Origin of the sequence: Lysinibacillus sp. UGB7 (assembly GCF_049058285.1) — a bacterium.
Lineage (GTDB): Bacteria > Bacillota > Bacilli > Bacillales_A > Planococcaceae > Lysinibacillus > Lysinibacillus sphaericus_B.
In genome coordinates this window covers 67,550-93,248 of record NZ_JBMGUV010000007.1, presented here as the reverse complement: position 1 = coordinate 93,248, position 25,699 = coordinate 67,550, and the positions used below count along the sequence as shown (strand labels likewise).

Genomic DNA, 25,699 nt, shown 5'->3' with positions numbered 1-25,699 from the left:
AGACTCCTTTTGTTTTTAAGATAAGACAATTATAACCATATAAGAACGTTTGTGCTAGTTTTTAGCTGTATAACTTTTGAATTAAATGGAATCAAAGAAAGGAAATGTACAGGATTGATGGATAAATGAAATGCGACACGTAATGTGATGTCTAAGAAAAAGAGGCTCATACCTTGCTTCATTCCAATCAATGAAAAAACATCATCATTATTGTGCACCAATAACATTTCCGGGATTAGGGTCATTATGTATGAACGTGTGTGATCTTTCATCGTTCGATACACTTCAATGTCATTAGCTATGAACTGCCATGCGCTGCCGCGGCGGTCGACCTGCAATCAGGGCGCAAAGACATCCGGATTATCGTCTCGCCATACGCCTATGCAGCCAATTAAACAGGCCGTGTAGCTTCTCATCACGCGATCAACCTCACTGTCCGCATATTCAATTGCGATATTTATGCCCGGCTTGCGCCATGCCAAAATTCGACCGGAAAATCCAGGCCACCAACATTCTTCATACAGTTCAGGTTGACCATATGCCTTTATCGACTCATCTGGTGTTGAGCTCATCGTGATTCCGTTGGGAAGCTTTCCAGGAAACGGAGCTTTAATTCTGTCATCCGAACCGGGCGCAAGAAAATGTATAGCCCCAATGATCCATCCATCTTGATTTGTATATTTGCGCCCAGTCAAATCATTTATTTTTGGTGCGCGATAAATATCGATGCGTATCGATGTTTTCACAGACCAGATAATATCGTCGTTGAAATAGCTGTTCGGTGGTGGCATGCGCTTGACACCGAATGATTGCAGCAAAGCTTGAACATTCCTCTGATTATACGGATGACCAAGCATGTCAATGAGCCGTTCAGATGGTTCTTTCATGTGTATATCCATTCCTTTCGCTTCGCTTAAAGGACACAATGTGTTGAAATCAGTGTATCCTTAAGTGAACTTTTTTCTGATCATAATCATCCCCCGTCTCGATGTGCAGGGGCAAAACCGTTGACTCTGAGTAATCCTTACATTCTACATTACTTCCAATTTTTCCTTCCTCCGCTATGCCGCTCCCAATCTACTTTCCATTCCTAATTTCAATTAATGTCAGCTTCTCGTTCTAATATTCAGTACCAGTACCCTTGGTCACACGGGCAATCTAATCGTAGCTACAAAGACATTTATAAAACTACAGGAGCTTTCTATGAGCATAAAAAAGAACTTGTGTGGAATTTTTACACAAGCCTTAAGGTTATTGTTTCAATTGTAGAAAAGAGGCTAATTACTCCTCATATACCTGTTACACTATCAATAACTGTAGATTTACCATTAATGCGAATATCAATCGTATCAAGGTTAGGGTCTAACGTTAATTTATAGACATGCTGTTTTACTGCATTATCTTGTTGATTGGTAACATCTAACTTTATTATTAATGTGTCACCTTGCGTTTCAAGGTCTGTTGTAACTATTCCTTTTGACTGAAAAACGATATAAGAAATATCCTCACCTTCATTGATTATTTGAAGTGTATTGTTGTCATCAATTACCCCTCGTACTTTATTCGGAACAATCTCAATTTCACTAATACTTAATGCTGATGAATTACATGCTGTTAAAAAAATACTGACAAAAACACTAAAAGTGATTTCTTCAATCCATTTCACTCCTTAACTGTCTTTCTTAATTAACTGGATATCCATTCTATGCGATTAAAGCATAGCGGAGTTTGTGTACAGATAAATGGTAAATGTATAACAAGTAGAATTTGACCATTACAAAACATGAGTAACCCCCTCATAGAAATGTTTAATGCACTTGTGTGGGTTGATAGGAGGTGAATCGTGTCCTTGAAGTTGGTGCTACAATATTTTAAGCTAATTTGTTTACAGTAAGTCCATAGCAAACTCTTTGGAATTATCCTTCTCGCAATCGAGTAGTGTTAAAAGTGAACACAAACGAATTCAAGATTGGAACAACGTACTATTTTTGATTCACCTTTCTCATTTAAAAGGAACAGAGATGTGTTGCAAGTGCCATCTTCCCGAAATTAGGAAAGACTTGAGTAGACTCTGGAAAGTAACAATCAAGCCAACGAATGTTTTGATTTTTGATGCTAGCCGAATCCTCCGTCCATTTTTAAACGAAGAGTTGAACCAATCAGAAGCTCAGCTTCATGTCTTTCAGTATACGTAAATAACCAAAATGTCCGTCCTTTAATAAGTACGCGAAAACTAATGTAAAATATAACGGGATTTAATCTAATTGAGTATAGAAAAACCCCGAATAGGTTCACTTTTTTTAAAGTATCCACTATGCGGGGAGTTCAATTGACACCAATGTAGTTCTTTTTATTATTGTTTCTCGTAATATTGCAAAATCCCTTTATAGATGGATTCAGCAAATTGCTCAACATATTGATCATCTGTCATTTTAGCACGGTCTTCACTATTTGTTAGGAAGCCTAGCTCAACTAAGATGGCTGGAATATTCGTATTAGCGCTCACAATGTGTTTTTCTTCTTTGACCTTACGATTTTTCATATTTAAGTTATTTACTATTTGATTGTTTACAAATGTCGCAAGATCAATGTCTTCTTCATACATATCACCTGGTGTTTTAGCGTAATATGTTTCGGTACCTTGTGCAGCAGTATTCGCTGCTGAGTTAACATGGATACTTACGAAGATTTCACCGTAATTAGCATGTGAAAAGTCAACACGATCTTGTGGTGTAGGAAATGTATCCCCTGTACGAGGCATCAATACCTTTGCACCTGCAGCCTCCAATTTATCCTTAACAAGAGTACCAACCTTTAATGTAATGTTTTTTTCGGAAAAAGATTCGAAAGACGTTCCTGGATCCTTGCCACCATGACCTGGATCAATAATAATAATTCGATCTTTTAACGGATTACCACTTTGATTTAATAGCTTTAAGTAAGACTTATGCACGTAGCCCGTTTGATCTTCAAAAGTAACTTGTGCCCAGTAATCATAAATACTGTTCACTTGAACATATTCACCCTTACTAAGCTTACCTAAAACCATAGACGTAGAGTTAGCCTCTTTACGGATATTTAAATTGTCAACTGTCACTCGACCAAGTAAGTCACCTGTAACTGGTGGCGTGATTGGATCTGGAGTTGGCTTTAGGTCTGGAACTGGGATAGCAGGCTGTTCTACTGTAACATCCTCTGTACTATTCGCTACGATATAGCCTGGTACATCGTCCACTTCTGTTAAATAGTAGCCATTAACCGTCTTATAAACTGGTAATTTCACTTTACTATTCACAGTCGAAATAATCTTTGAAGATGAGCTTGCTTTAACGTAAACATTAATAGATTGAGCTGTTATTACTTGCTTTTGAACATTCCCTAAAGTATTACCATCTGCATCTAAAAACTGAGCATACGTTTTATAAATATAAGTATAGGCATCTTTTGACGAAACTTTTAACCAGTCTCCTTCGGCTGCATAGACTGATAGTTTATCACCTTTATTCACTGTACCCACAACGTTAGCTTTAGATGAAGAATCTTTAGTATTACGAATATTTAATCCGTCAGTCGTTACTTGAACTGTCCCAATAATCTGTGATGCATCAGGTACATCCACATCTTTTACTGGTAACTCTAAACGATACTTTTCACTTTTTGCACGCGCTACGAATAACGCAAACTGTGCACGTGTCACTTGGCCATTTGGATTATAATTTTGACCGCTTCCCTTTGTAATACCGTTGTAGTAAATCGTTTTTACATATTGAATGTAAGGATGTGTCATATCTACATCAACAAAAGGTGAATCTACTTTTTCATATTCACTGGAATCAAGCTTAAATGCTTTTGTTAATACAAAACTCATTTCATCACGAGTTAAAGGCATATTTGGCAAGAATTTATCCTTAGTATTTGTCGCAAAGAAACCAAGCTGTTTGGCACTTTCTACATAGCCTGAAAGCTCAGTACCGACTGTTACATCTGAAAAGCTTGATTTTTTGACAACTAGTGGCTTGTTCCCTGAAGCAACAACAACCATCTTGGCAACTTGCCCACGCGTTACGTTATTATTAGGCTTGTAATATATTTTCCCTTTTTCTGTATATCCTTTAATAACACCTAAATTAACTAAATAATTGATTTGTTCATAAGCTTCATGGTTTGAAGAAATATCTTCAAAACCACCACTTGCACTTGCATTATGTATGGAAAATATAGAAGCTGATATGAATAAGATGCATAACATAAGACTGATTTTCTTGAGGTACAATGCCCTATTTCCTCCCTTCCTATTCTTGTGTCTATTATAGCAAAATTTTACACATGAAACTACCATAAGAATGTAATCATTTCCTTTTCTAGTTAAAATCAAGTGATACTTCCAATATAAACCTCAAACTTTTTAATAACTTTCTTACGTAACTAACCTACCGTTAGTTGACTAGTAACAATCTTTTAGAAAATCACCCCCCAAAAAAAGTTGTGCGCAAATTCCGAACACCAGAAAGCACTTATCAGAATAGAGGTTTTGGGGGTACGCACTTTCAAAGCAAAAAACAACGACCAACTAACGAAATTTAATTCGTTCATTGATCGTTTTGTTCCAACACGTTTAAGCAATGATAAATTGTTCCGGTTCCAACTTTGTAAGTCTTTCGATTGTCAGCGATTGAAACGCCTTCTTGATAGTCTTTAATGATAGCGTTGCGTCCAAATTGGAAGTTCTAACAATGTCAACCTACCCTACGTGTGATGTGGAATACCAATTTCATTAGCATAATTTTCTATTTAAATTAATTTAAATTTATGTTTACAGTTTCTGTACTTTGGTTTACATATTGAACTGATACATAAGGTGCTTGATAGCTAGTGAAAGCATTCGTATGTTCTCCAGACCAAACTGCATTTGAAGTAGAACTTGTCCCTATTGTAGCGTCTGACCAATACACATTTTTCAGATAAGACTTAGAAGCAAAATTATCGCCACCAACTTGTGCAATTGACGTTACACGTTTTAAGGAATTGCCTGTTCCACTTTTTTTCCATCCATTAGCAGTAGCATTTACCACGACTGTACGCTTGACCCCATCTGTAGCAATCCCACTTACACTAAGCTCCACAGTATTATCAGAGGTTACATAAAACTTCATAAAGACAGTTTGTGCACTTTTAAAACGAGTTGTTGACGTACCACTTGAAGGACGAGTACCATTCACAGAAATAAAAGGTGCCCAATTATCTAGTGTTGGACTATGTTGTAATCCCGCATCTACTTCTACCGAACCACTATGTCCACCTAAATAAATATAACCTGTATCCGTTGAATTACCATAACTTACGTCATTCCCACCAGGTATGTAAACATTTGTAGACATCCACGAATAACCTGAATTTGATAATACCTTTCTGTATGGTCCCGTACCCGTTGATGCAGCATCAGCTTGCGTTGGGATTAATAACACCAGTAAAGAAAAGATAGATAACATACTAATTAATTTTTTCAATATACTACCCCCTAAATTTTATTTCACCTTACATTTTATACCAAAATAACATATTTGTAAATATTTAATATAAATGTAATATTGTACTAGTTCAAAAACTTATACAAACTATGAAGGGGCTATTCACTGAAGAGGGGTTTCAGGTTTTCTCTCCCTGTCCCATTGAATATACATGCATTTTCTGATTGTTTACTTCTACCATTTCCCCGTAAGGCGAGATAGCTTCAAGCTCATTTGAAAAGAATATTTTGTTGATTGCAAACCCTATTACATTTAGACAAACAATTATTCCTAAGATCCATGCAAAAACATACATTATCTTTTTACCTCTTTTCTTTTTAATTTTAATTTTACTCAATATGATTACTCCTTTTCTGTGGGGGAAGAAGCTATTGAATTATGTATCTTTGTTTCTTTTGGTATATTAATTATTGTTTTCTTCTGTCTCAACATCATGAATATAATTTCCTAATTGTAAGACAAGAATAGGCGCAACCGCTCCCCATGGGATTCCATTTAACAGTTCATTCATTTTTCTCCCCCAAATTGTTTATTTACCCTTAATACGATTACGTTCGTCTAATCGTTCACTCACGAAAAAATAAATAAAAAAAAATCTCAGGAATTTGAACCTGAGACCTTTCTTTTAAATATTTTTCTTGCAAAAATAAGATAGATAATTAGATAAGTTGGAAATTGAATAAGGCCTAAAATGCCCCATAGCCAAGCATTGTATCCCCTCTTCCGTGCATCCCAAAACATCCATGAGCTCTGACAAAACAGAATGAGCATTGAGGATGAAAGCAATGATTAGCGTAACTTTCTATACGCGTATCATGTATTCTGCATAAATACTCTTGATATTATCTGGCACTGGCACGCCTAACTCTTCCTGTAACTTTTGCTGGATCATATCAAAACATTGTGTACAATCTTGTTTTTTATTTTTCTCGATTAAAAATTGCAAGAGCAAAAACATGTATTGCTCATTAAATTCATCGAGCTCTAGCATTTTTTGTAGGCAATTTAGTTTTAGTAATGGATTAATTTCATTCGTATGGGCGATATACATTTCTAATAAATGTAATACGCTTTGTTTTAAGCGAAGTTGTATTTGAATCGCCCAATGATATTCTTCCTCCGCTAAAAAATCATCTTCATAGCAATTTAATAATTGTTGCATTGCTTGTTCATCATAATGCTCTCTTTCTAACAACTGTACTAGTTCCTCATAATCACTATCAATTTCGATATTTAATTGATAGTGATTATTTACTAATAGAATCGGATTTTCACTACCATTTTGCTTCAAAATTTTGCGTAATTGATAGATGGATGTATGTAAATTAGCCCCAGCTTTCTCTAGCTCTGCTTCTGGCCATAATTCTTCCATAATTACAGTATTTAATAGCGGCTTATTCCGATTAAACCATAAATATAAAAACAATTCCTTTACTTTTCTTGTACGCCATTTCACAATTTGCTGTTGGACATCTAATAGACGAAAGCTACCAAAAGTATGTGCGTACATATGTAATTCTTTTTTTTTAGATTGCATTTCTTGCCGTAGACTAAATACTTGCTGTGCTTTTGTCACTGCCTTCAATAAACGGTTTTCTCGAACTGGCTTTAATAAATAATCTGTTGCTTCTATGTCAAAAGCATCTACAGCAAACTTCGCATGGGCTGTCACAAAAATAATTTGCATACTTGGATATTTAACTAGTAACTTTTTGGCAACTTGCAACCCATGAACGTCAATCATCTCCATATCTAAAAAAACGACATCTACTCGTTCTTTTTCAAAAAGAGCAAATGCATCCCTTACATTTGTATACGTACCTTTAATGCAAAACGTAAATTGTGTAAGCTTTTCTAGCATAATTCTTAACACATCAATTGCCATTTTTTCATCATCAATTATGACTATATTCACTATGCATCACCTTCTGGTAATAGAATAATAACAGTAGTTCCTTTACCTTCTTCACTATATATACGCAAACTGGCATTTCTAATAAGCTTAAATTTTTTCAACGGATTCGTAAATCCAATACGTGAGTTTTCTTCATTTACTAATCGTTGCAACTTTTCTTCTGAGATACCGACCCCATTATCATAAATTTTAATACGTATTAATTGACCTTCTCGTTGCACACTCACCTCAATAGTACCACCTTCTTTTTTCTTCGAAATCCCGTGAAAAACTGCATTTTCAACTATAGGCTGAATTGATAATGCTGGAATCAAAGATTGAATGGACTCATCAATATCATATGCAACTGTAAGACGATCACCAAAGCGCATTTTTTCAATATAGAGATATGCTTTTACAAGGTCTATTTCATCTTCTATAGAAACCATGCTGTTACGATAATGGACATTCAGCTTGGCACGGAAATAGGTTGCTAAACTGTATAACGCCTCTCGTGTATTTTCTATATCTGTATAGCTTAAGCCGATAATAGTATTAAGTGTATTGTAGACAAAATGAGGAGTTACTTGCGCATATAAATAATTCATTTCATCCTCAATCGCATCAATGGAAGATTGTCGAACTGCTAGTAATGATTGAATACGCACTAGTAATTCATCCATCGCAATCGGTTTTGGCAGATAATCATTTGCCCCAACTTGTAAAGATAACACTAAATCTGAATGCTGCATAATTGCTGTTAAAACAATAATCGGTAATTCCAACATATCGTATTGTTTTCGTACTTGTTTGCATAATTCATAGCCTGACATACCATTCATCATTAAGTCGACTAACATGCAATCTACTTTATGTTTCTTTATATAACCCATCGCATCAAACCCATTATCTACCCCAATAACGGTATAGCCTTTTTGAATTAATGCGTCCACTAGTACTTTTATATTCACATGATCATCATCAACAACGAGTATGGTTTTGTCATTACCTTTATGCAATAATGGTAACTCTAGCTGTAGTATAGTATTTTCTGCTCGATTGCCCATCTGTTGTTGTGTTTCAATATCTAGTTTTTCGAGTGTGGCAAGTGGCACCGTAAAAGTAAAAATTGTTCCAACACCTAATGTACTTGTTACATGAATTTCCCCATTTAACTGTTCTACTATATTTTTTGAGATACTTAATCCTAACCCAAGTCCCCCACTATTTTTACCTTTCTTTACTTGATAAAAGGAATTAAAAATTCGATCTAAGTCTTGTGATGGTATACCAATTCCAGTATCGCTTACTTGTATTTCCATATAATCATTACGTACACTAGCTAAGACTGTAATTTGTCCATGTTTTGTATGTTGCAGAGCATTATAGAGTAAATTATAAAGCACTTGTTTCAATCGTAATTCATCTGTATACATATGGGGTAAATTAGAATCTACTACACTCATTAATCTTATGGATGTATCACTCGACATTAAACTACGAATTTCCTCAATTACTTCATTAATTACGCTTATCGGAACAACACGAGGGATAACACGAACTTCTCCGGTCATATGATTCGAAGAAATCAATAAATCCTCTACTAAATAACCTAAACGTTGTGCGACATTATGTATTAAAATGACATTTTCTTGTTGCCCACGCTTTAACGGTCCTTGTACACCTTCCATTAACGATTTGGATATATTTAAAATACCATTTAAAGGCGTACGTAATTCATGAGACGTTTTCAATAAAAACTCATCCTTCATTTGATTATGCATCAATAGCTCTTCCGATAACGCTTGAACTTTCTTAAAAGATGTATTTGCTCGGAAACTAAGCAGAGATGCAAAACTATATAGTGTAAAAATAAACAATAATTGTTCACTATAAACCATAGGTATATCAAAAATGTAATACATTACTATTAAAAAAGTATAACAAGTAAGAGACACTAAAAGAATTAGAATATAACGTGAACCTTCTACACCTTTCATAAGCACACGTAATAGCACAAACACATTATAAAGCCCAACAGGAATAAAAATTACTGCAAAGATTATTTGTGAAAGAACTAGATTTTCTATTGGTATAATCATACTATTTTTTGTAATCGGGTTGTAAATCCCATAGATAAAAAAAAGGAAACCTAACAAAATACTAATAATATAAATTGCTTTTTTCCTCATAAACTCCGGATACAAATAATAGAGAAAAAATGCTAAACAAGCATCGACAAGTGGTAATATCCCTAATTGCAAACGCAATTGTTCATTTATATTTAAATAAGGAAAAATAAGTAAAAATATTTTTTCATTAGTAAACGACATGTACAGTCCGAATAATATAGTGAATAACCCCAAAAACAATTCTTCTTTCCGTTTCCGATTTTGACTATACGATATAATATAAATCGCACCGAATACAATATAACCAATACATACAAACGATTCTGCTAAAATTTTCATGCTAAAATCTCTTTGAATAGCTTCCTTTGTTCCAAACTCAATAGGAAAAGTAATACCAGCTTTTGGATAATTATAATTTCCGACATGAATTACAATATCAAGCATTTGATTCTCACTTTTTGCAAACACCGTATGTTTATCATCATTTTCGAACTTAAAGTCCTTTAAGGTTTCACTCGGATTCCCCATACTACCTACAACTTCTCCATTTATGAAAACACGGTTAGATTGGCGAATTGAACGAATGTATAATCCATATTCCCCTTCAATTGGTACATTTATCTTAACATGATATGTTCCTACAGTAAGTCCTTCCTCATTTGGTTCTACAAAACTATTCCAGGTAGACGGCACCTCAATTGGTATTTTCTTTCCCTCATACGCATCAAATGAATCGCTTGACGATATTAAGATATTTGGATAGAACGACCATTCTCCATCTAATTTTAAAATAGTATTTTCTTGTAGTTCTTTTTCTTCAATCGTAACTATCCCATTCTGCGCAATCCGCTGACTACTACTAACAAAATAATCTCCGTTGCCAACAAAAAATACGATAATAAATAGCATGATAATGGTCACAGTAATGCTAATATTTTTTTTCACTATCACGCCTCCCCTACTTGAACACAATTATGTATAACATCAAACTATCAGTTTGTTAGAATTAAATCCATTATGCAATATGACTTTCACCTGTATTTCTAATATCGGTCCCCTTACGCATCCTATCATAGGTCTGTTAAACAAATTCTGAACAAACCATATTGTAAATGCATCGACTAGTATGGATTACTATCACTGATTTTAAGTTATTATTATCACTTTACTCTTTTTAAATATGCAAGGCTAAGGAAATCCGTAGCCTGCTTGTTGTTTATTCAGATAACTGCTCTGCACTATCTTCATTTATATAATACGAATGATTTTTCGCTGCTTCTTCAATCTCTTTAAATGCCCAGTGCGTTGCTTTCACATCTGGGAAGCTTGGCGTTGTAACACCGTTTAATGGACCACGTTCGAACATACGGTTCATCATAACAACTGCTTGTGCACGTGTTAAATGTTGGTCTGGCGCGAAACTTCCGTCTTCGCGGCCATTAATGATGCCTGCGTTGCGGTTTGCCTCGATGATCCATTGTGCCCAGTGTCCATCTATATCATTAAATGTAATGTCTACATTTTCTTGAATGTCCAGCTGTTTAAAGTTCGCTGCGACTGTTGCCATTTGTGCACGAGTGATGTTTTCACTTGCACGGAAATTGCCATTTGCATCCCCGTTCATAATGCCTGCTTCTTTCACAAATGCGATAGCTCCTGCTGCATGGTTACCGCTTGGAATATCTTTAAACGGTGAGTAGTCCACTGATTGGTCATCTGTGTAACCTAAGATACGAGCGATCATTGTCGCCACTTGTGCGCGTGTTACATTTTTCTCTGGACCAAATGTGCCATCCGCAAAGCCTTTAATGTATGCATCATGTTCTTCTAATTCTTGCTCGTTCACTTTAATAATTATGAATGTACTGAATTATCTACTGTGAAGCGTAGACCTAATTCTTCCTTCTCCATTGTGACAACCTCTGGGATGACAACCTTTTTCTCGCCATCTGAATGTTCAATGAACACTGCTAGACGCTCTAAAAATACTTTGCGCTCAGCTGGGTCAGTTGGGATTGTCACACCTCTTAATGGTAGTGTTATAACGATTGGATTTACGCATGTAGAAACAAAAACAAAATCTAAATACTCAATGGATGGGGATGAAAAAACTGAAAACTATTACATTCGGGAAGAATTGCTCAATTTTTTATCTCAATGTGAAAAATCAGTACCTTATAAAGCCTATGCATTATTACGATTACTAGCATTTACAGGTATGCGAAAAAGTGAAGTATTGGCACTAACTTGGCAAGACTTAAATTTAGTAGAAAATGAACTCACAATAAATAAGGCTATTGGTCGAGGAAAGCATTCTAAACTATATTTAAAACCAACAAAAACGGGACTTCCACGTATAATTAAACTTGATGACGAGACTATTGATGTTTTATCAGAGTGGAGAAAAAGACAGACATTAGAGTATTTCAAGCTAGGCATCAATACAATGAATCCTAAGCAATTAATATTCAGTAACTCAAAAAATGAATTTATTCAACTAGGACAAGTTCAAAAATGGATGTATAGTGTTCAAGATAAACATTCTTTAAAGAGAGTTACTCCACATGGATTACGTCATACACATTGTTCACTGTTATTTGAAGCTGGAGCAACAATAAAAGAAGTACAAGACCGTTTAGGGCATACTGATGTAAAAACAACAATGGATATTTACACTCACGTTACGAAAAAAGCAAAAGAAGGTGCTATCCAAAAATTCGTTACCTACCTTGAAAGCTGAAATTTTTTTGACTATATTCAAATGACAATTAATGAAATTCATTGACATAAAAAAAGCGCCAAACCCTTGATATATCAAGGAATTTGACACTTTTTGAAACTATATTGTTTCAAATGTATGGAGACGGCGGGAGTCGAACCAACCGTCTCGAACTATTGATATATCAATAGTTGCGGGGGCAATTGATTTTTTTGACTACGTTTTTGACTACGTTTTAATGCAATACAGTTCAAAGCTATTTATTAAATTTCCCAAAATGATGGTTGTACTATCATTTTACGGTCATTACTTTGAATATACTTTTGCTTCTTTATTACTTCATTCTTTTTTACGAGTTCATGTTTAATTAACTGCATTTTTAAATCGACTTTTTCATAAATGCTAGGATCTGTCAATTCTATACAGCCTTCTTTAATCAAATTTAAATTCCCCTGTACAGCATTTTCTTCTAATTCTATATCTAATATTGTTGGTGTGAAAATTAATCTTTCCTGCTCTTTTGCAAATCTAATAGTATGCTGTGTTCCACTTTTAATAGGGGTTTGAACAGGACATATGCCTAAAGACAATCCACTTTGTATTCTATCCCTCTGAACGAAGCTTCCTCTTGTATTTGGCTTACCTATAGGCGTTTCTGATATTAACAGTCCTTCTTTTTCTAAAATTTCATTTGCTAGGCTTTTATTTTTTGCAGGATAAATTTTTGTTAAATCACCAGCCATTACAGCAATAGTTCTTCCTTTTTCTTTTCTTAAAGCCCCTTCATGCCCTGCGGTATCAATTCCTAATGCTAAGCCACTTACAATTACATATCCCATATCTACAAACCTAGAGGCTATTTTCTTTGCAGACTTTAAACCTATGTCAGTCGGTTCTCTAGTACCTACAATTGCTACCATATCCATATTTTTCAACAATTCAATATTCCCCTTAGCATACAATACAACAGGTGGATCTTTAATGAACCTTAATGAAATCGGATAATATGGGCTTTCATATGAAATAACTTTGATCCCATTAAAATCGTGGATTTTTAAAAGACGATTGGCTTCGTTTATACCCGCTTCAATTAAATCGTCGTCTAAAAATTTTTTAAAAGAAGATTCAACTCTCTCCATAAAACCAATATCATCTAACAAATAAAAGTCAAAATAAGGGTATTTATTGTAAAAATCCCTCATTGTTACACTTCCAACACCTTTTATACAACTAAAAGCTAGCCAAAAAGATGGTTTCAATTGAATCTCCCCTAACCAATTAACCTATACTCTAATATACTATTTAATAACTGTGTTATTTGTTCTAACGAAGCATTATCACCTATCTCATAACAATATATACCTGCTCTATTACTACTGATAGTATCTACTTCCTCATTTCCTATCGATATTAAATATCTTGAATCAATTTCCATCTTTTTCATACATGAAATGTAAGGATCTTGATGTGGTTTTGTTCTATATGTTGAATATCTTGAAATTAATATATCATACTCATAACCATAAGCATCTAAAACTGGCTTAGCATATTCTTCTCTAGATCTAGTAACAACACCAATCTTAAAACCACTACGTTTTAGTTCATTGACCAAATCGACTTCTACTAGTGGCGTTGAATTTTCTAATACAATTTCAGTTGTTAATCCTCTGTGATTTTTTCTATAAAATTCCAAATCCGTTGTTTCTATTAATGTGTTATCTAAATCAAATATAATCCCTTGTATCTCATCTTCTTCACAGTTTAATATATACGGTGGTTCATTGTTAAATTCAAACCTATTTTGATTATTATAATATTCTACTATCTCATCATGATCTTTTGTTCCTCTTAATTGTTCTCTTGCCCAAAAGGCACTTTTAGTAGTTTTATTTATCTTCAATTTATATTCGTTACCATTATCATCAAATTTACCATCAAGCCATTTAAAATCTGATTTTGGCAAATATTGTGTATGCGCTAATGGTATCACAGTTACTTTATCTGCACCATTACGCTCTAATACTCTTACACACTCACTTACTGTTGAGCCACTTGTGAAAATATCATCAATTAAGAGTACATGTCCTTGTATATTTTCTGTACACTCAAATACCCCTTCCACACATTGGTATTTTTCATAACCCCCTCTACTATATTTAGGACTTTCATAAGGCCTAACAGTATTCAATAGTTGGAAATTCAAAGGTGCTGTTCCATCATAAAATTGTTCAAAACCATAGAATCGATGTTGTTGATTTGGTCTCGGTGGGACAGCAGTAATATATGTTATATCTTGTGACTCATCGATAAAATGTTTAATTATAATGTTCAAATACTCAAATATTACATGTCTGGATGCTAAGATTCTATCTCCTCGTACTATACTTTTGAAATCTAGTATTGTACGACTTAAAGGATGAATGTAATGTCGACCATCTTGAACTTTAAAATATCTCCCTAAAAATACTGTATCATATTCTACTTGTGCATATTCATTATACAGAGGCAGTTTATAATAAGTTGCCCCTCCAATAGATTCTTCACCAATATGCTCCATATAATATAAATTACTGTTTAAATTCTCTATATCATTAGCAAACTGATCAATTGACCAAATTGCATCTGGCATATAATTATTGTTTAATATTAATTGATCCTCATCTCTTTCAGCTATAAAAAGAACAGATACATTAATATCTATCCAACTTTTTATCTTATCCTTATTGTTAGTAATAACTATAGTGTCCGCTTCATGTAGTTTAAGATTTATGAAAATATTTTCCACATTAATCTCAATTTCTGAACTAATTTCTTGAATTACTCTATTCCCTTCAATTAAACTTATTGAATTTGTAGAAATAAGTATAGTGTCATTCAATGACACCATTTTATTAAAACCAATTATGAAATTAGGATTAGAAAAAAAATCTGGGGTTCCTGTGAAATCAGCAATAACAGTTATATCACTTACATCTCTAGTACACATATACATCGTTATTTCTCCTTTCAAAATAAGGGAATATACTCCTATACATATTTTACTAAAGTTTCATATTATATTTTTTTTATGTTTTTGCTAGTATTAGAAGTAATATATAGTAATTTAGCATTTATTTGTCATACTCTAACAAATTATGTTACTACTTATGTAAGTAAATGCACCTTATAGACCTACAAAAGATTTAATCTAAAAAACACTCAACATCCAAATGACATTACGTGTTAATCTATTTTATTTACTCTTCTGGCGTTCATTATTTAAACGACGTTACAACCAAAACAGCTTGTGTATAGTAATGAAATTATTTAATATTTATAACCTACAAAGACCCATAAATGGATTTTTGCACGTTCAAAACAAATATTGAGCTATGTACAATTACACACGACGAGAGTCGAACCAACCGTCTCAAAGTACTGATATATCAATAGCTGCGGTGGCAATTGAATTATTTGACTACGTATACTAAACAAAAATAAAAAAGAGCAAGGTTAATTAAACCTTACTCCCCACAAATAGAATATTTGGATTAGGGCATTACCCACGCCTTCCTACGGAAAATTATAATTAAATTATCAAGAAGCGTTCGAGTCAAATGTATTTAATTCAAACGCCTCTCATATATAGTTTATTTAATTATTCCCCTTTAAATCATCTTCATTAAAAAAAGGATTAAACCCTGTTTTATTTGACTGAATTAAATTCTCATGAGTATTTGGATTCAAAGCTAAATCTTTATAGTCTTCATCATCAAATAAAAACATTTGTACTTTTTTTACAGAAACATTTTTATAGAACTCATTTAAGATTAAACCAATGGCCTTTCTATTTGTAGAATCAAATGGTTTAGAAATATGATCTATAACTAAAATAGGCACTAGCGGATATTTTTCTTCGGATATAAGCATTTTTAAAAATCCTAAATAACCGCAAAGTTGTATGAGAGTATGTCTAGCCATACTACCAACATAATAATTCTCTAACTTTTTCCCTTTATTATCTTCATCTTTATTTTTTTCTATCTTTTCATCTTTATTAAATATTTTCGGTTGTAATATATTACCTTTTTTATAGTAATCAATCCTGAATCCAGCGAACTCATTATCACTTTTAACTAAATCTGAGACCTCAAATGCAGATTTATATAAATCCGATATTGATGTAGATAGATCTTTTATTTTCACGCTATCATCATTATTTTGTAATTCTTTAATAGAGTTTTTTATCTCTTTAATTTGTTTCTTTAACGATTCAAGCTCATCAATGCTATATGTAATATCATCATTTAAATACTCCTCAATAATTGCTATAGCCTTAGACTTCTCTGTAAGATCAAAAGTCGATAACTTAGCCTCATTTAAAGTAATTTCATTCTTTATCTCGTCTCTTTGCTTTTTTAACTCTTTTATAGTATTGCTTGTCACTACATAGTTATTAAAAGAAATCCTTTTATCTAAATCATTCAATATTTTTAATATAGGTTGCACTAAATAATCGTAATCTACTTTTTCTGAAACCAAGTGAGATAAATTTTCTACAAGTTTTTTCTTATTTATATTTTCAAATTCAAACTTTCTATTATCCTCTGTTATCTTTTCATATACCTTAACTTGTTCATTAAGATTATTAAATATTGACTCTAATTCAGATATGGTTTTAGACTTTTTATAGTTCTTTTTAGTATCCTCTAACCTCTTTACTTTCATCAATTCTACAAGTATATTTTCTTTATTCTTTCCATTATAAATAAGATTAATATTTAACTTTTTCAAGTTAATATTAATACTATTCCTGATAAACTCAAACTTGTTAATTTTGCTTTCCATTAGCTTTACTTTTTCTTCTAAATCTTTTAATTGCTTTTTCAATTCAAGTATTCTCTTTAAATTTTTATTAAAAATGTAATTTAATATTATAGGTAATTTAATAGAATACTTAATATCAGAGCTCTTAGAAAAAAAGTCATTCAAGTTCCCTTGACTTTTTTCACTTAAAAAATTAAATAAAGTAAACGTTCTATAAGTAAAATTTTCTCCAGCAAATTGTCTGATATCATTTAATTCAGAAAAGTTAATTGCAAAAACCGAATTTAATTTAGATCTGTATTCCGCTAAACCAATAGGTTTCCCCCAATCTTCCTCTTGGTACCTAAAATAATTTACTTCTTGATATAAAGTTCTTTTAATTTCATACTTTATGTTATTATATTCAAATTCTATAGCAGCACTTTTTAAATTTTCTTTATATAGCGCCTTATTATCAATTCTACTAGAATCACCTAACATATAATCAATAAAGTTATAAAACTCAGTTTTACCAGAGCTATTTTTCCCCTTAAAATAATTAATTCCATAATCAAACTGATATTTATACTCTTGATTATCATTACTTAACATAGTTAGTTTACTTATTTTAAACACTACTAACTACCTCCTTTAAAAACTGCTCATCAGAGTATAAAGAACTTTCTCTTATAGCTAAATCAATAAAATTTTCACTGTCTAATAAGGAAATTTCAATATTTTTATTATAAAAAAGTTCCTGACCAATAATCTCTATTCGATGATTTTTTACTAATAGGTCAATTGCTGCAATAATATATTTAAGATCATTACAAAAATCATCAAAAACACCATTCAAAAGTGATAAACATTTTAAAACAATTTCTTTCTTATTTGATAAGTTATATATGTTTGTTTTGAAAAACTTATTTTTTTTAGTTATGAAGGAAAATACTGCGATTTTAATTATACTTAAATTTTTATGTTTTTTTAAAATATCTACCACAATTTCACAGTAATTACTTAACAAGATTACTTCCATTTCATAATATGTATTTTTCGTCACTATTCATCCTCCCATGAAATTTTTTTTAATTCTTCTATATCTTCCTTAGTTAAATATATACATGACCCAAATTTAGTATGATCGTTTAATGAATAAGAATTCGACATAGCTTTTGTTTTATTTAATCGTTTAAGAGGCGTATCAATATCATCTTGTAACTCTTCTTTTACACAACAAAAATTTTCATAACTTATACTTTCAATATTTTCTACTTTATTCAATTTACTATCCAATAAATATCTATCACGAATATCTTCGTAATATTGTTGATAGATTAAATGTTCCTCAATCCGTCTATCCGTTAAATTACATTTTTTTAACTGCACATATTCTCTTGATGAAATAATTTCAGATTCATTTAGATCTATTCTTCTATATTTCTTAAATGTACTAAAGTCTGGCTCGTATCGCTTATCACTAATATCTTGTGTAATACTTTCAATTTTTTTCGTCATATCTGTATGTAAACAAATAAATGGTTGTCCTTTATCAATACACAGTAGAATATCTCCCATAATTTCTTTAATTAAGGCTTTAATTCTCAAGATATAAATAATTTCACTAACAGCACCTTTATTAAAATGTATAGAAAAACTAGAAAATATTTTCTCATCGATATTTTTTTCAGATATAAATTCAAATTTATTTATAATTTCTTCATAATCACACTTAAATTGTTCAAAATTATCAATATACAATTGTTTAACCCTACTAACAAGAGCATTAGATTTTTTGTCAGATTTTATAATTTCTTCAAATAATGGTTTTGCTGTTTCATTAAAAATGTCATCCTTGTTTCCATAAGATTCTTCTGTATATAAAATATACTTACTAATATTTTTATTTTCATGTTGTAAAAGTAACCAATTATAAATTAATTTTTTTTTAGTCGCATTAGTAATTGTTGTTCTTTTGACCTGAATTGCATAAATATCTTGAGAATCACTGTATACACTATTTATATGTATAGTTTCATCTTTTAATTTTTCTTCAGCATTATTACTCAAAACTACGTCATCTAAAGTTTCAAATTCAATTTGTCCTTCTTCTTTCATCAAAGACATATAATAAATAAATACTCGCATTTGATAAGCAAACCCACTCAAACTCCTGATTCCACTATCATCATTTTCAGACATTAAATTTTGAACCAAATTTATTCCTCCTTTCTAAGTTTTCAAAAATAGTTCAAATAATAATTTACTTTCAATTTATCTGCCCATTACTTACACCAATTATAGGAAATATAAAAATAATCGTTATAGAAGTTTACAAGTTAATCCTTCTACATTTAAAGCACTAATACTTCTTTAAATTATAATCTATGAGATCAATATATCTTGCTTCACAACTTCCACACCCATATTTTTTTCTTTAACTCATTAAATTCAACGCCATTTTCATTATTACTAGCTACAGATTTTATTCGATTCGGCTCCTCTAATAGTTCAAATAAAGTTGCTATTGAATATAGGCTAGACATAAAGGATTAGTATATATATGTAAAAGCATATATGCTCTAATCCGACTGGTTCTACTCCATAGAATCTATTCAATGAATATATATAAGCAATTTCTTCTATCATACCATATATAAACGTATAAATTACCCTCTTTAATGGGTCAAATTCCCAAAAACAACATTTCTATTTCACTAATTCTTCTTGCAGTATATCGCTTTAATCATTTTCAACAACATTAAAAAGCACAGACTCTAAGGACTGTGCTTACCAAACATTATAAAAACGGAATTAACGATACTTTTGTTTAATTAGTTCTATTTCATTTAAGTGCTTTTGATATAAACCATTATAAATAACATCCCCACATTCTTTTGAACAGAAGCGGTATAAATCCGGTACAGGTTGCTGTGAAAACGATATTGTAAAACCCCAGTATTCATGATGAGTCTTACTAGATACCTTTTCATCACAATTGCTACACTTAAAGCCCCACCCTCGCTTCAAATCTTTTCTAAATTCTTTACATTTATAACTTTGTTGTAAATTTTCTAGCGTTTGTTCATGTTCCCATATTGTCCAAGCATCAAATTGTTCGTGATCCATTATTCTATCACTCCTCAAATATTTTTCTGGCTGTACTTATACTAACTCCACTCAAAAACAATATCAATAGTATATTTTATTTCAACAAAAAATTATATCTATAGTATATGGTTATTGAATCATTTCTCGTCAATCCTAATGATGAGGTGATTACATGACGGATTTAACAAAAGTGGTTGGGGAGAGAATCCGCTTCTTACGTAAAGAACGTGGACTAAGCCAAGAAGAACTAGCATATCGTGCTTCCTTGCATAACACATATATTGGACAACTTGAACGTGGAGAAAAGAACGCTACAATTGAGAGCGTTGCAAAAGTATGTACTGCGTTAGAAATTACATTAGAAGAGCTATTTGATGATAAAGAAGAAACCCATCCAAAAATGCTTAGCTTTGAGTTAGAGAAAATTGTACATCTGTTAGAAAGTCGTTCTAAGAAAGATCAAAAAGCTGTTTTAATGTTTATTGAGTCTTTAATCGCTTGGAAAGATAATGAGTAACTGTTGCGTAATAACTTTATGAGAGCAATTTATTGCGTATTGGTGCATCTACAACTTTTGAAAACGCACCACACCTCTGCATTTTTTGCTATCTAGAGAAAAACACTAAGTCAATAAAATACATTTCTATTGGATCTGACGTATAAGTTACTTAAGTTATCGTAGATTTCTACGGTAAATATAGTAGATTTATACGAACTTACCGTAGATTTCTATTGGATTTCTACGGTAATAAAAATGTAATAGAACTACAATTACTACTTATTATCCTGAAGTATGTACAGTAATAGAATCTTTGTGTACAGCTATTCATATTACATATATCTATATATTGTAGTTATTGTAGTTGGTACTATAAACACCCTGATACGAATGTAATTTCAGCTCTTATTTTTTGTGTAGTAATAACGAAGAAGCTGTAGCCACATCTATTGTGAACTACAGCCTTTTCTATTCTAATTATGTGTTTCTAGAAATGTAAACGTACTTCCCAAACCTCCTTCTGAATATCTAATTCTTCCTCTAGTCTTTGTGTATCAATAACATAGCTTCGAGTGGATTTCCCTCCCACAGTTCTTGGAGACGATGTATGCAATACAAAGCCTGATTGTGAGCAATTTTCTTTTAATAAATTTTCAATTTGCTTATCAGAAAAACGCTCATCCACATAATCATGTTCCTTCATGAACTTTCTTACTGCCGGGAGCCACATTTCTCTAGCAATAGTTAGCTTGTTTTGCGTAGCATTATATTCATAATGCGTTCCTTTCTTAAATTCGTTATAATTGCTTTGTACAATCGCTGCTGTATGCTTGAATAAATTTTGTAAGGCATTATGAACCTTATTACCGCTAAAATGCTTCACTTGTTCTTCTATCACACCATATAGATCGATAGTACAATCAATTTGTAATTCATTAGCTAATTCATTAAACAAATGCACTCCAACTAATACCATAGCTAGATTCGCTAACGGACGTTCATGTAAATCATATTTACTATCAAGCATTTCTTTATAATGCTCATATAACGTACCTAGTATAATATCTTCACGTTCAATCTTATTTAGTAACCACTGTACATAACCAAGCATAAAGCCAGACAATTTCAAAGAGTTAAGCTTTTTATATGCCATTTTATAGCTTTCATTTTTCCTTAATGTATTTGGTGTAAGTTGAGCAATAATTAATCGTTCTAACATATTAGACTCTTCAAAGCTCGTTTCCCCCAACCATACGATTGGTGCCGAAGTGCCATATTTAATTGTACCTTGAGAATTCTTCCCTCGACTATCTAGTGTACCTTTATATGCATTTAACCCTAAATTCTTCAAACCTTTCCAGTTCGAGGCCGACATATTATATGGTCTAAATTCATCTAAGTAAAGAGGAATCCCATTTAACAAGTCCACCTCCCTTGTAACTGAGAAGATTGGGCGGGTACAAGAACGAACTTCTGGATTACCAAATAATTTACCAAATAACTGCGCTGTACTCGTTTTACCTGCACTTTGTGTACCCCATACCATTAATTGCGGAAAAGCATTCACCGTATATTTACGTAATAAAGCAGATACAGGTGTGATAAAGTGCCATCCAATGATATGATTGTATTAATAACCGCTTCTTCATTAACTTGTACTAGTAACGGTAATACTTCTTTAGCAAGCTCCTTCCAATCGTCAAACGAAAGCATATCCATTGATAAATCAAAATCCATCTCACCATCCATAATTTTTGGCATATAAATATACTTACTATTTTCAATAATCCCATTACTATCAATAACTTGATTTGGTGTAATAAATAGATTCTTATAGATACCAATTTTACTTACTGCATATCTGTCTACAATTTCTTTGGTCATAAATAACTCTTTTAAATACTGTAAATGCTTGTCTCCACCGAGCCAGCTAGTTTTAGTGCTGTTGATTTCCTCAATAAAGCTTTTCTTACTAATAAACGCTCTAGCTGTTAATATAGTATTCTTTAATGTTTCGCCATTACTTAAAGCTATATGGCCTTTCAAATACTCATCTTTATTTGCATGTACTCTTTCCACTGGTACAAAAATGAAGTTGGATAATCGGCTTTGCTTTTCATAGTAACAATTTTCATGTTCGTAGATTGAACATTCGTTTGAATCAACGCTATCCAGTAACTTCTCTACGTCCTCATTGTCCTGTCCATCTTTTAAAGCTTTCGTTGCATTTTTAATAACCCCTTCAATGTACTTTAATTGAGCAGCTTTAGGACGGTCACTAATTTTCTCACCAATTTCCCATTCTTCGTTTATCAAAACAAATGCAATTTCTTCATGTGTATGATTTGCTTTTAAAAGCTCAATTACCACACGAAAGATTTTCTTCGAACGATTCTCATCATGTTGTGGGCCGTCTACTATTAAACTTTTTAGCTTAAATGAGACCTTCAAATCATCAATTCCAATAGGTGTAACTTCATTGATTTCAATCGTTTCTACTGACTTATCCACTGATTGAATTTTTACATCATCTAAATATGTAAAACTGTCTAAACTATAAGTAGCACCAGTAAATTCCACTAATGAGCAAAGCTTAACGTCCATTAAGTTTTTCACATTCATACTATTTGGCACTCGTAACAAACGTGCTAAATCTGCTGTATTATCTGCTTTAGCAAATGTATGCAGCTTTAAACTAAGCTCTTTAATGAACTTGAAGGCATTATCATCTACTACTTCAAATGGTTCATTAAATTTAAAATATGCATGGATACCATTTCCACTGGAAACCTTAGCAGTAGGCGGTGTAGGTAGTGAATCTACTATTTGCATCGCCTCTTCATATGTTGCGTGCTTTGGATCGATATCTAACCATAAGCCTGGTACATGTAAAACGTCAGCTTCTTTACCAGATTTCGTTTTACGTGTTGTTACACCGAAATAAACGTGGAACTTCTCTTCTTTGCCTTTTACAATTAAGCCTTCAAGTAACTTTTCATTTATATCTTCTACACCAATAAAACGTTGCTCTACATCTTCCCCTCTAATTAATCGAAACTCGACATACCCTTCTGATTGACTAAACCAATCTTTTAGTAAGTTTTTTTGTTTAATGTCCATAATGTTAATTCTCCTTATAAAAGTTTTTATAGGGTTATTCACCCTTATTTGCCATATACGCAGGGCGTTTAGCAAAGTTAAATAGTTTTTTCAAATTCGCACCACTTTTCACGAAAATTTTCTCGTAGGTATCACATAGCTCCCGCCAAATCCCACTCTAATACTTGATTTAGTAGGCACCGGGGGGTATTTAGAAGATTCCTATTAAAACGTTACTTTTTATTCGTTCAGTGATTGAATTTGATTTGACAAGCTATAACAATTCGTTTCCATTGAAAGGTTACGCTCATTTAGTCGATAATACTTTTCTAGTTGTAAACTTCCTTGCTGCTTCACCTCCGTTAATGACTTATACGAGGACTATTTAGCAGAGTTAAATTATTTTTAAAAGTTTTTATCAAACATAATTTAGATGAAGATTACAGTGTATTTGAATGATACTTTCTAGTTGTAAATTTTCATGCTGCTTCATCTCCTTCATTTCCTTATACGCAAGCTAAATTACATAGTTAATTCGTTTTGTATATTCACTATATAAAGTCGTTATATCGCTCACATATGACTTATACGAGAACCATTTAGCAAAGTTAAATTACTTATAGAATTACTAACTAATAAAACTGTCTAAACCGCCCACATAAACTTATACGAGGACTGTTTAGCAGAGTTAAATCATTTTTTAAAGTTTTTTCAATTCATCTATTTCAGCACAAAACTAAAAGCAGTTACTAAAACATACAAATGTTCTAGTAACTGCTTTTAGCTGTTGTCATTTTATAATGGCGTGCATATGTATTATCATTTTGAGTGCTTTTTGATTTAAAGTGGGGGTAATATCATTCCCAATTAGTGCAGCAATTAGGACATAGATAATCAGTTACGATGTCACGACTATCTGTTTCCATCCAATCTTCACATTTACCACAGTAAACTTCCTTCACTATGTATGTTTCTAATCTTGATAGTTCAATCACCTTTGCTGTTTTCTCAGGCGTTTCATTCTTCACGAGATACTCACGTTCATAAGTATTACGGACTTCACCATGCATAGCCATTATAACCCCTCCTCCTATTGAGTGCTTTTTGATTTAAGTGGCGTGTTAATATCATTCCCAATTTGTACAACAAGTAGGGCAGAATATATCAGTTATAAAATATCGGCTATCTGTTTCTTGCCATTCTTCACATTTAGCGCAGTAAACTTTTTTACAACATAGTTTTCTATTCTTGAAAACTCGATAACTTTTGCTGATTTGTCGTAATCTGAATTCATTACGATACATTCACGTACTGTTTCATTTTGTACTTCACCGTGAGTATGCAAATTAAAAACCTCCTAGATAGTAAATACTGTCTTTATATCTTTCATCGAAAATACTCTTTTATATAGGTTGAAATACACGAGCACTTCTTGTCTAATTTCAAGTGTGTGTCGTTTAAATAATTTTAACATATTCTATCCTCTATTTTTAAAAGCTTACTTAGTTAAAAGTAAAAAAAAGGGATATTCTTATAGACTATGATTTAAAAACAAGCATCAAATTGTAATTAACAATGCCCTTTTCGCCTCGTATAAATCCATAACAGCAATTAAATTGCGGGGATTAAATGAAAGAGGAGCATGTAAAAATGAATGTAAATTTAACAACTAGTGATATTGAAGAAATAGTTATAAATGCCGTACAAAAGGCATTACAAGCTGCACATCATAAATTTGTTGATAGTGGGTGGCTGTCGTTAAAAGAAGGAGCAAAATACGCTGGTGTATCGTATAACACACTTATGAAATACCGCACGCTCGGTTTACAAGTATGTGAAATTGATGGTGTAAAGCGTATATCACGTAAGGAGATTGACCGCTTCTTTCAAGAACATAGCTTTTAATTAATATTGGGATTTATCAAGTGATTC

22 protein-coding genes are annotated in these 25,699 nt (G+C 32.3%); 3 read left to right on the top strand and 19 right to left on the bottom strand.

Features of this window, described 5'->3' with window-relative positions; all coding sequences use genetic code 11:
- Nucleotides 1-338: 338 nt before the first annotated feature.
- The 9 genes from ACOMCU_RS08550 to ACOMCU_RS08510 form a co-directional block, all read right to left on the bottom strand.
- A complete protein-coding gene (locus ACOMCU_RS08550) occupies nucleotides 339-887 on the bottom strand; it encodes a hypothetical protein (RefSeq protein WP_421049935.1) in 549 nt (182 codons plus the stop codon).
- A 401-nt stretch (nucleotides 888-1,288) separates the two neighbouring features.
- Nucleotides 1,289-1,666, bottom strand: a complete 378-nt coding sequence (locus ACOMCU_RS08545; protein ID WP_421049934.1) for a peptidylprolyl isomerase — start codon at nucleotides 1,664-1,666, stop codon at nucleotides 1,289-1,291.
- A gap of 687 nt (nucleotides 1,667-2,353) precedes the next feature.
- Entirely contained in the window at nucleotides 2,354-4,273 is a 1,920-nt protein-coding gene (locus ACOMCU_RS08540; RefSeq protein WP_421049933.1) for an N-acetylmuramoyl-L-alanine amidase, read from the bottom strand.
- 523 nt (nucleotides 4,274-4,796) lie between these two features.
- Entirely contained in the window at nucleotides 4,797-5,507 is a 711-nt protein-coding gene (locus ACOMCU_RS08535) for a YrpD family protein (RefSeq protein WP_010859078.1), read from the bottom strand.
- Nucleotides 5,508-5,646: 139 nt separating this feature from the next.
- Nucleotides 5,647-5,865 (bottom strand): hypothetical protein, encoded by a 219-nt coding sequence (locus ACOMCU_RS08530; RefSeq protein ID WP_421049932.1) that lies wholly within the window; start codon nucleotides 5,863-5,865, stop codon nucleotides 5,647-5,649.
- 465 nt (nucleotides 5,866-6,330) lie between these two features.
- Nucleotides 6,331-7,443, bottom strand: coding sequence for a response regulator (locus ACOMCU_RS08525; protein ID WP_421049931.1), 1,113 nt, complete (start codon nucleotides 7,441-7,443; stop codon nucleotides 6,331-6,333).
- Entirely contained in the window at nucleotides 7,443-10,499 is a 3,057-nt protein-coding gene (locus ACOMCU_RS08520) for an ATP-binding protein (protein WP_421049930.1), read from the bottom strand. Before ACOMCU_RS08520 ends, ACOMCU_RS08525 begins: the two co-directional genes overlap by 1 nt.
- Before the next feature lie 271 nt (nucleotides 10,500-10,770).
- Entirely contained in the window at nucleotides 10,771-11,400 is a 630-nt protein-coding gene (locus ACOMCU_RS08515) for an S-layer homology domain-containing protein (protein ID WP_421049929.1), read from the bottom strand.
- Nucleotides 11,401-11,408: 8 nt separating this feature from the next.
- Nucleotides 11,409-11,576 carry a hypothetical protein gene (locus tag ACOMCU_RS08510; protein ID WP_421049928.1) on the bottom strand — a complete coding sequence of 56 codons (168 nt, stop codon included), beginning with the start codon at nucleotides 11,574-11,576 and terminating at the stop codon, nucleotides 11,409-11,411.
- A 70-nt stretch (nucleotides 11,577-11,646) separates the two neighbouring features.
- Between ACOMCU_RS08510 and ACOMCU_RS08505 the strand changes: the two genes are divergently transcribed.
- Nucleotides 11,647-12,294, top strand: coding sequence for a site-specific integrase (locus ACOMCU_RS08505; protein WP_421049927.1), 648 nt, complete (start codon nucleotides 11,647-11,649; stop codon nucleotides 12,292-12,294).
- A gap of 242 nt (nucleotides 12,295-12,536) precedes the next feature.
- On the opposite strand, the gene ACOMCU_RS08500 is transcribed toward ACOMCU_RS08505, so the two are convergent.
- The 6 genes from ACOMCU_RS08500 to ACOMCU_RS08475 form a co-directional block, all read right to left on the bottom strand.
- On the bottom strand, nucleotides 12,537-13,532 hold the full coding sequence (locus ACOMCU_RS08500) for a DNA-processing protein DprA (RefSeq protein WP_421049926.1): 996 nt from the start codon (nucleotides 13,530-13,532) through the stop codon (nucleotides 12,537-12,539).
- A gap of 11 nt (nucleotides 13,533-13,543) precedes the next feature.
- Nucleotides 13,544-15,265 carry an HAD hydrolase-like protein gene (locus ACOMCU_RS08495; RefSeq protein ID WP_421049925.1) on the bottom strand — a complete coding sequence of 574 codons (1,722 nt, stop codon included), beginning with the start codon at nucleotides 15,263-15,265 and terminating at the stop codon, nucleotides 13,544-13,546.
- 641 nt (nucleotides 15,266-15,906) lie between these two features.
- Complete coding sequence (locus tag ACOMCU_RS08490) at nucleotides 15,907-17,694, bottom strand: hypothetical protein (protein WP_421049924.1); 1,788 nt, start codon at nucleotides 17,692-17,694, stop codon at nucleotides 15,907-15,909.
- A complete protein-coding gene (locus tag ACOMCU_RS08485) occupies nucleotides 17,687-18,121 on the bottom strand; it encodes a hypothetical protein (RefSeq protein ID WP_421049923.1) in 435 nt (144 codons plus the stop codon). Before ACOMCU_RS08485 ends, ACOMCU_RS08490 begins: the two co-directional genes overlap by 8 nt.
- Nucleotides 18,121-19,275: a hypothetical protein gene (locus tag ACOMCU_RS08480; RefSeq protein WP_421049922.1), complete on the bottom strand. Its 1,155-nt coding sequence runs from the start codon at nucleotides 19,273-19,275 to the stop codon at nucleotides 18,121-18,123. Before ACOMCU_RS08480 ends, ACOMCU_RS08485 begins: the two co-directional genes overlap by 1 nt.
- A gap of 597 nt (nucleotides 19,276-19,872) precedes the next feature.
- Nucleotides 19,873-20,187 carry a hypothetical protein gene (locus tag ACOMCU_RS08475; RefSeq protein ID WP_421049921.1) on the bottom strand — a complete coding sequence of 105 codons (315 nt, stop codon included), beginning with the start codon at nucleotides 20,185-20,187 and terminating at the stop codon, nucleotides 19,873-19,875.
- Between the two features lie 154 nt (nucleotides 20,188-20,341).
- On the opposite strand from ACOMCU_RS08475, the gene ACOMCU_RS08470 reads away from it, so the two are divergent.
- Entirely contained in the window at nucleotides 20,342-20,686 is a 345-nt protein-coding gene (locus ACOMCU_RS08470; protein WP_202342686.1) for a helix-turn-helix domain-containing protein, read from the top strand.
- A gap of 469 nt (nucleotides 20,687-21,155) precedes the next feature.
- On the opposite strand, the gene ACOMCU_RS08465 is transcribed toward ACOMCU_RS08470, so the two are convergent.
- From ACOMCU_RS08465 to ACOMCU_RS08450, 4 genes are all read right to left on the bottom strand, one after another.
- Nucleotides 21,156-22,235, bottom strand: coding sequence for a hypothetical protein (locus ACOMCU_RS08465; protein WP_421049920.1), 1,080 nt, complete (start codon nucleotides 22,233-22,235; stop codon nucleotides 21,156-21,158).
- On the bottom strand, nucleotides 22,232-23,788 hold the full coding sequence (locus tag ACOMCU_RS08460) for a hypothetical protein (RefSeq protein ID WP_421049919.1): 1,557 nt from the start codon (nucleotides 23,786-23,788) through the stop codon (nucleotides 22,232-22,234). Before ACOMCU_RS08460 ends, ACOMCU_RS08465 begins: the two co-directional genes overlap by 4 nt.
- An 836-nt stretch (nucleotides 23,789-24,624) precedes the next feature.
- A complete protein-coding gene (locus tag ACOMCU_RS08455) occupies nucleotides 24,625-24,843 on the bottom strand; it encodes a hypothetical protein (protein WP_421049918.1) in 219 nt (72 codons plus the stop codon).
- A 92-nt stretch (nucleotides 24,844-24,935) separates the two neighbouring features.
- Nucleotides 24,936-25,112, bottom strand: a complete 177-nt coding sequence (locus tag ACOMCU_RS08450) for a hypothetical protein (RefSeq protein WP_202342683.1) — start codon at nucleotides 25,110-25,112, stop codon at nucleotides 24,936-24,938.
- A gap of 305 nt (nucleotides 25,113-25,417) precedes the next feature.
- On the opposite strand from ACOMCU_RS08450, the gene ACOMCU_RS08445 reads away from it, so the two are divergent.
- Nucleotides 25,418-25,672 (top strand): helix-turn-helix domain-containing protein, encoded by a 255-nt coding sequence (locus ACOMCU_RS08445; protein WP_421049917.1) that lies wholly within the window; start codon nucleotides 25,418-25,420, stop codon nucleotides 25,670-25,672.
- Nucleotides 25,673-25,699: the final 27 nt, after the last annotated feature.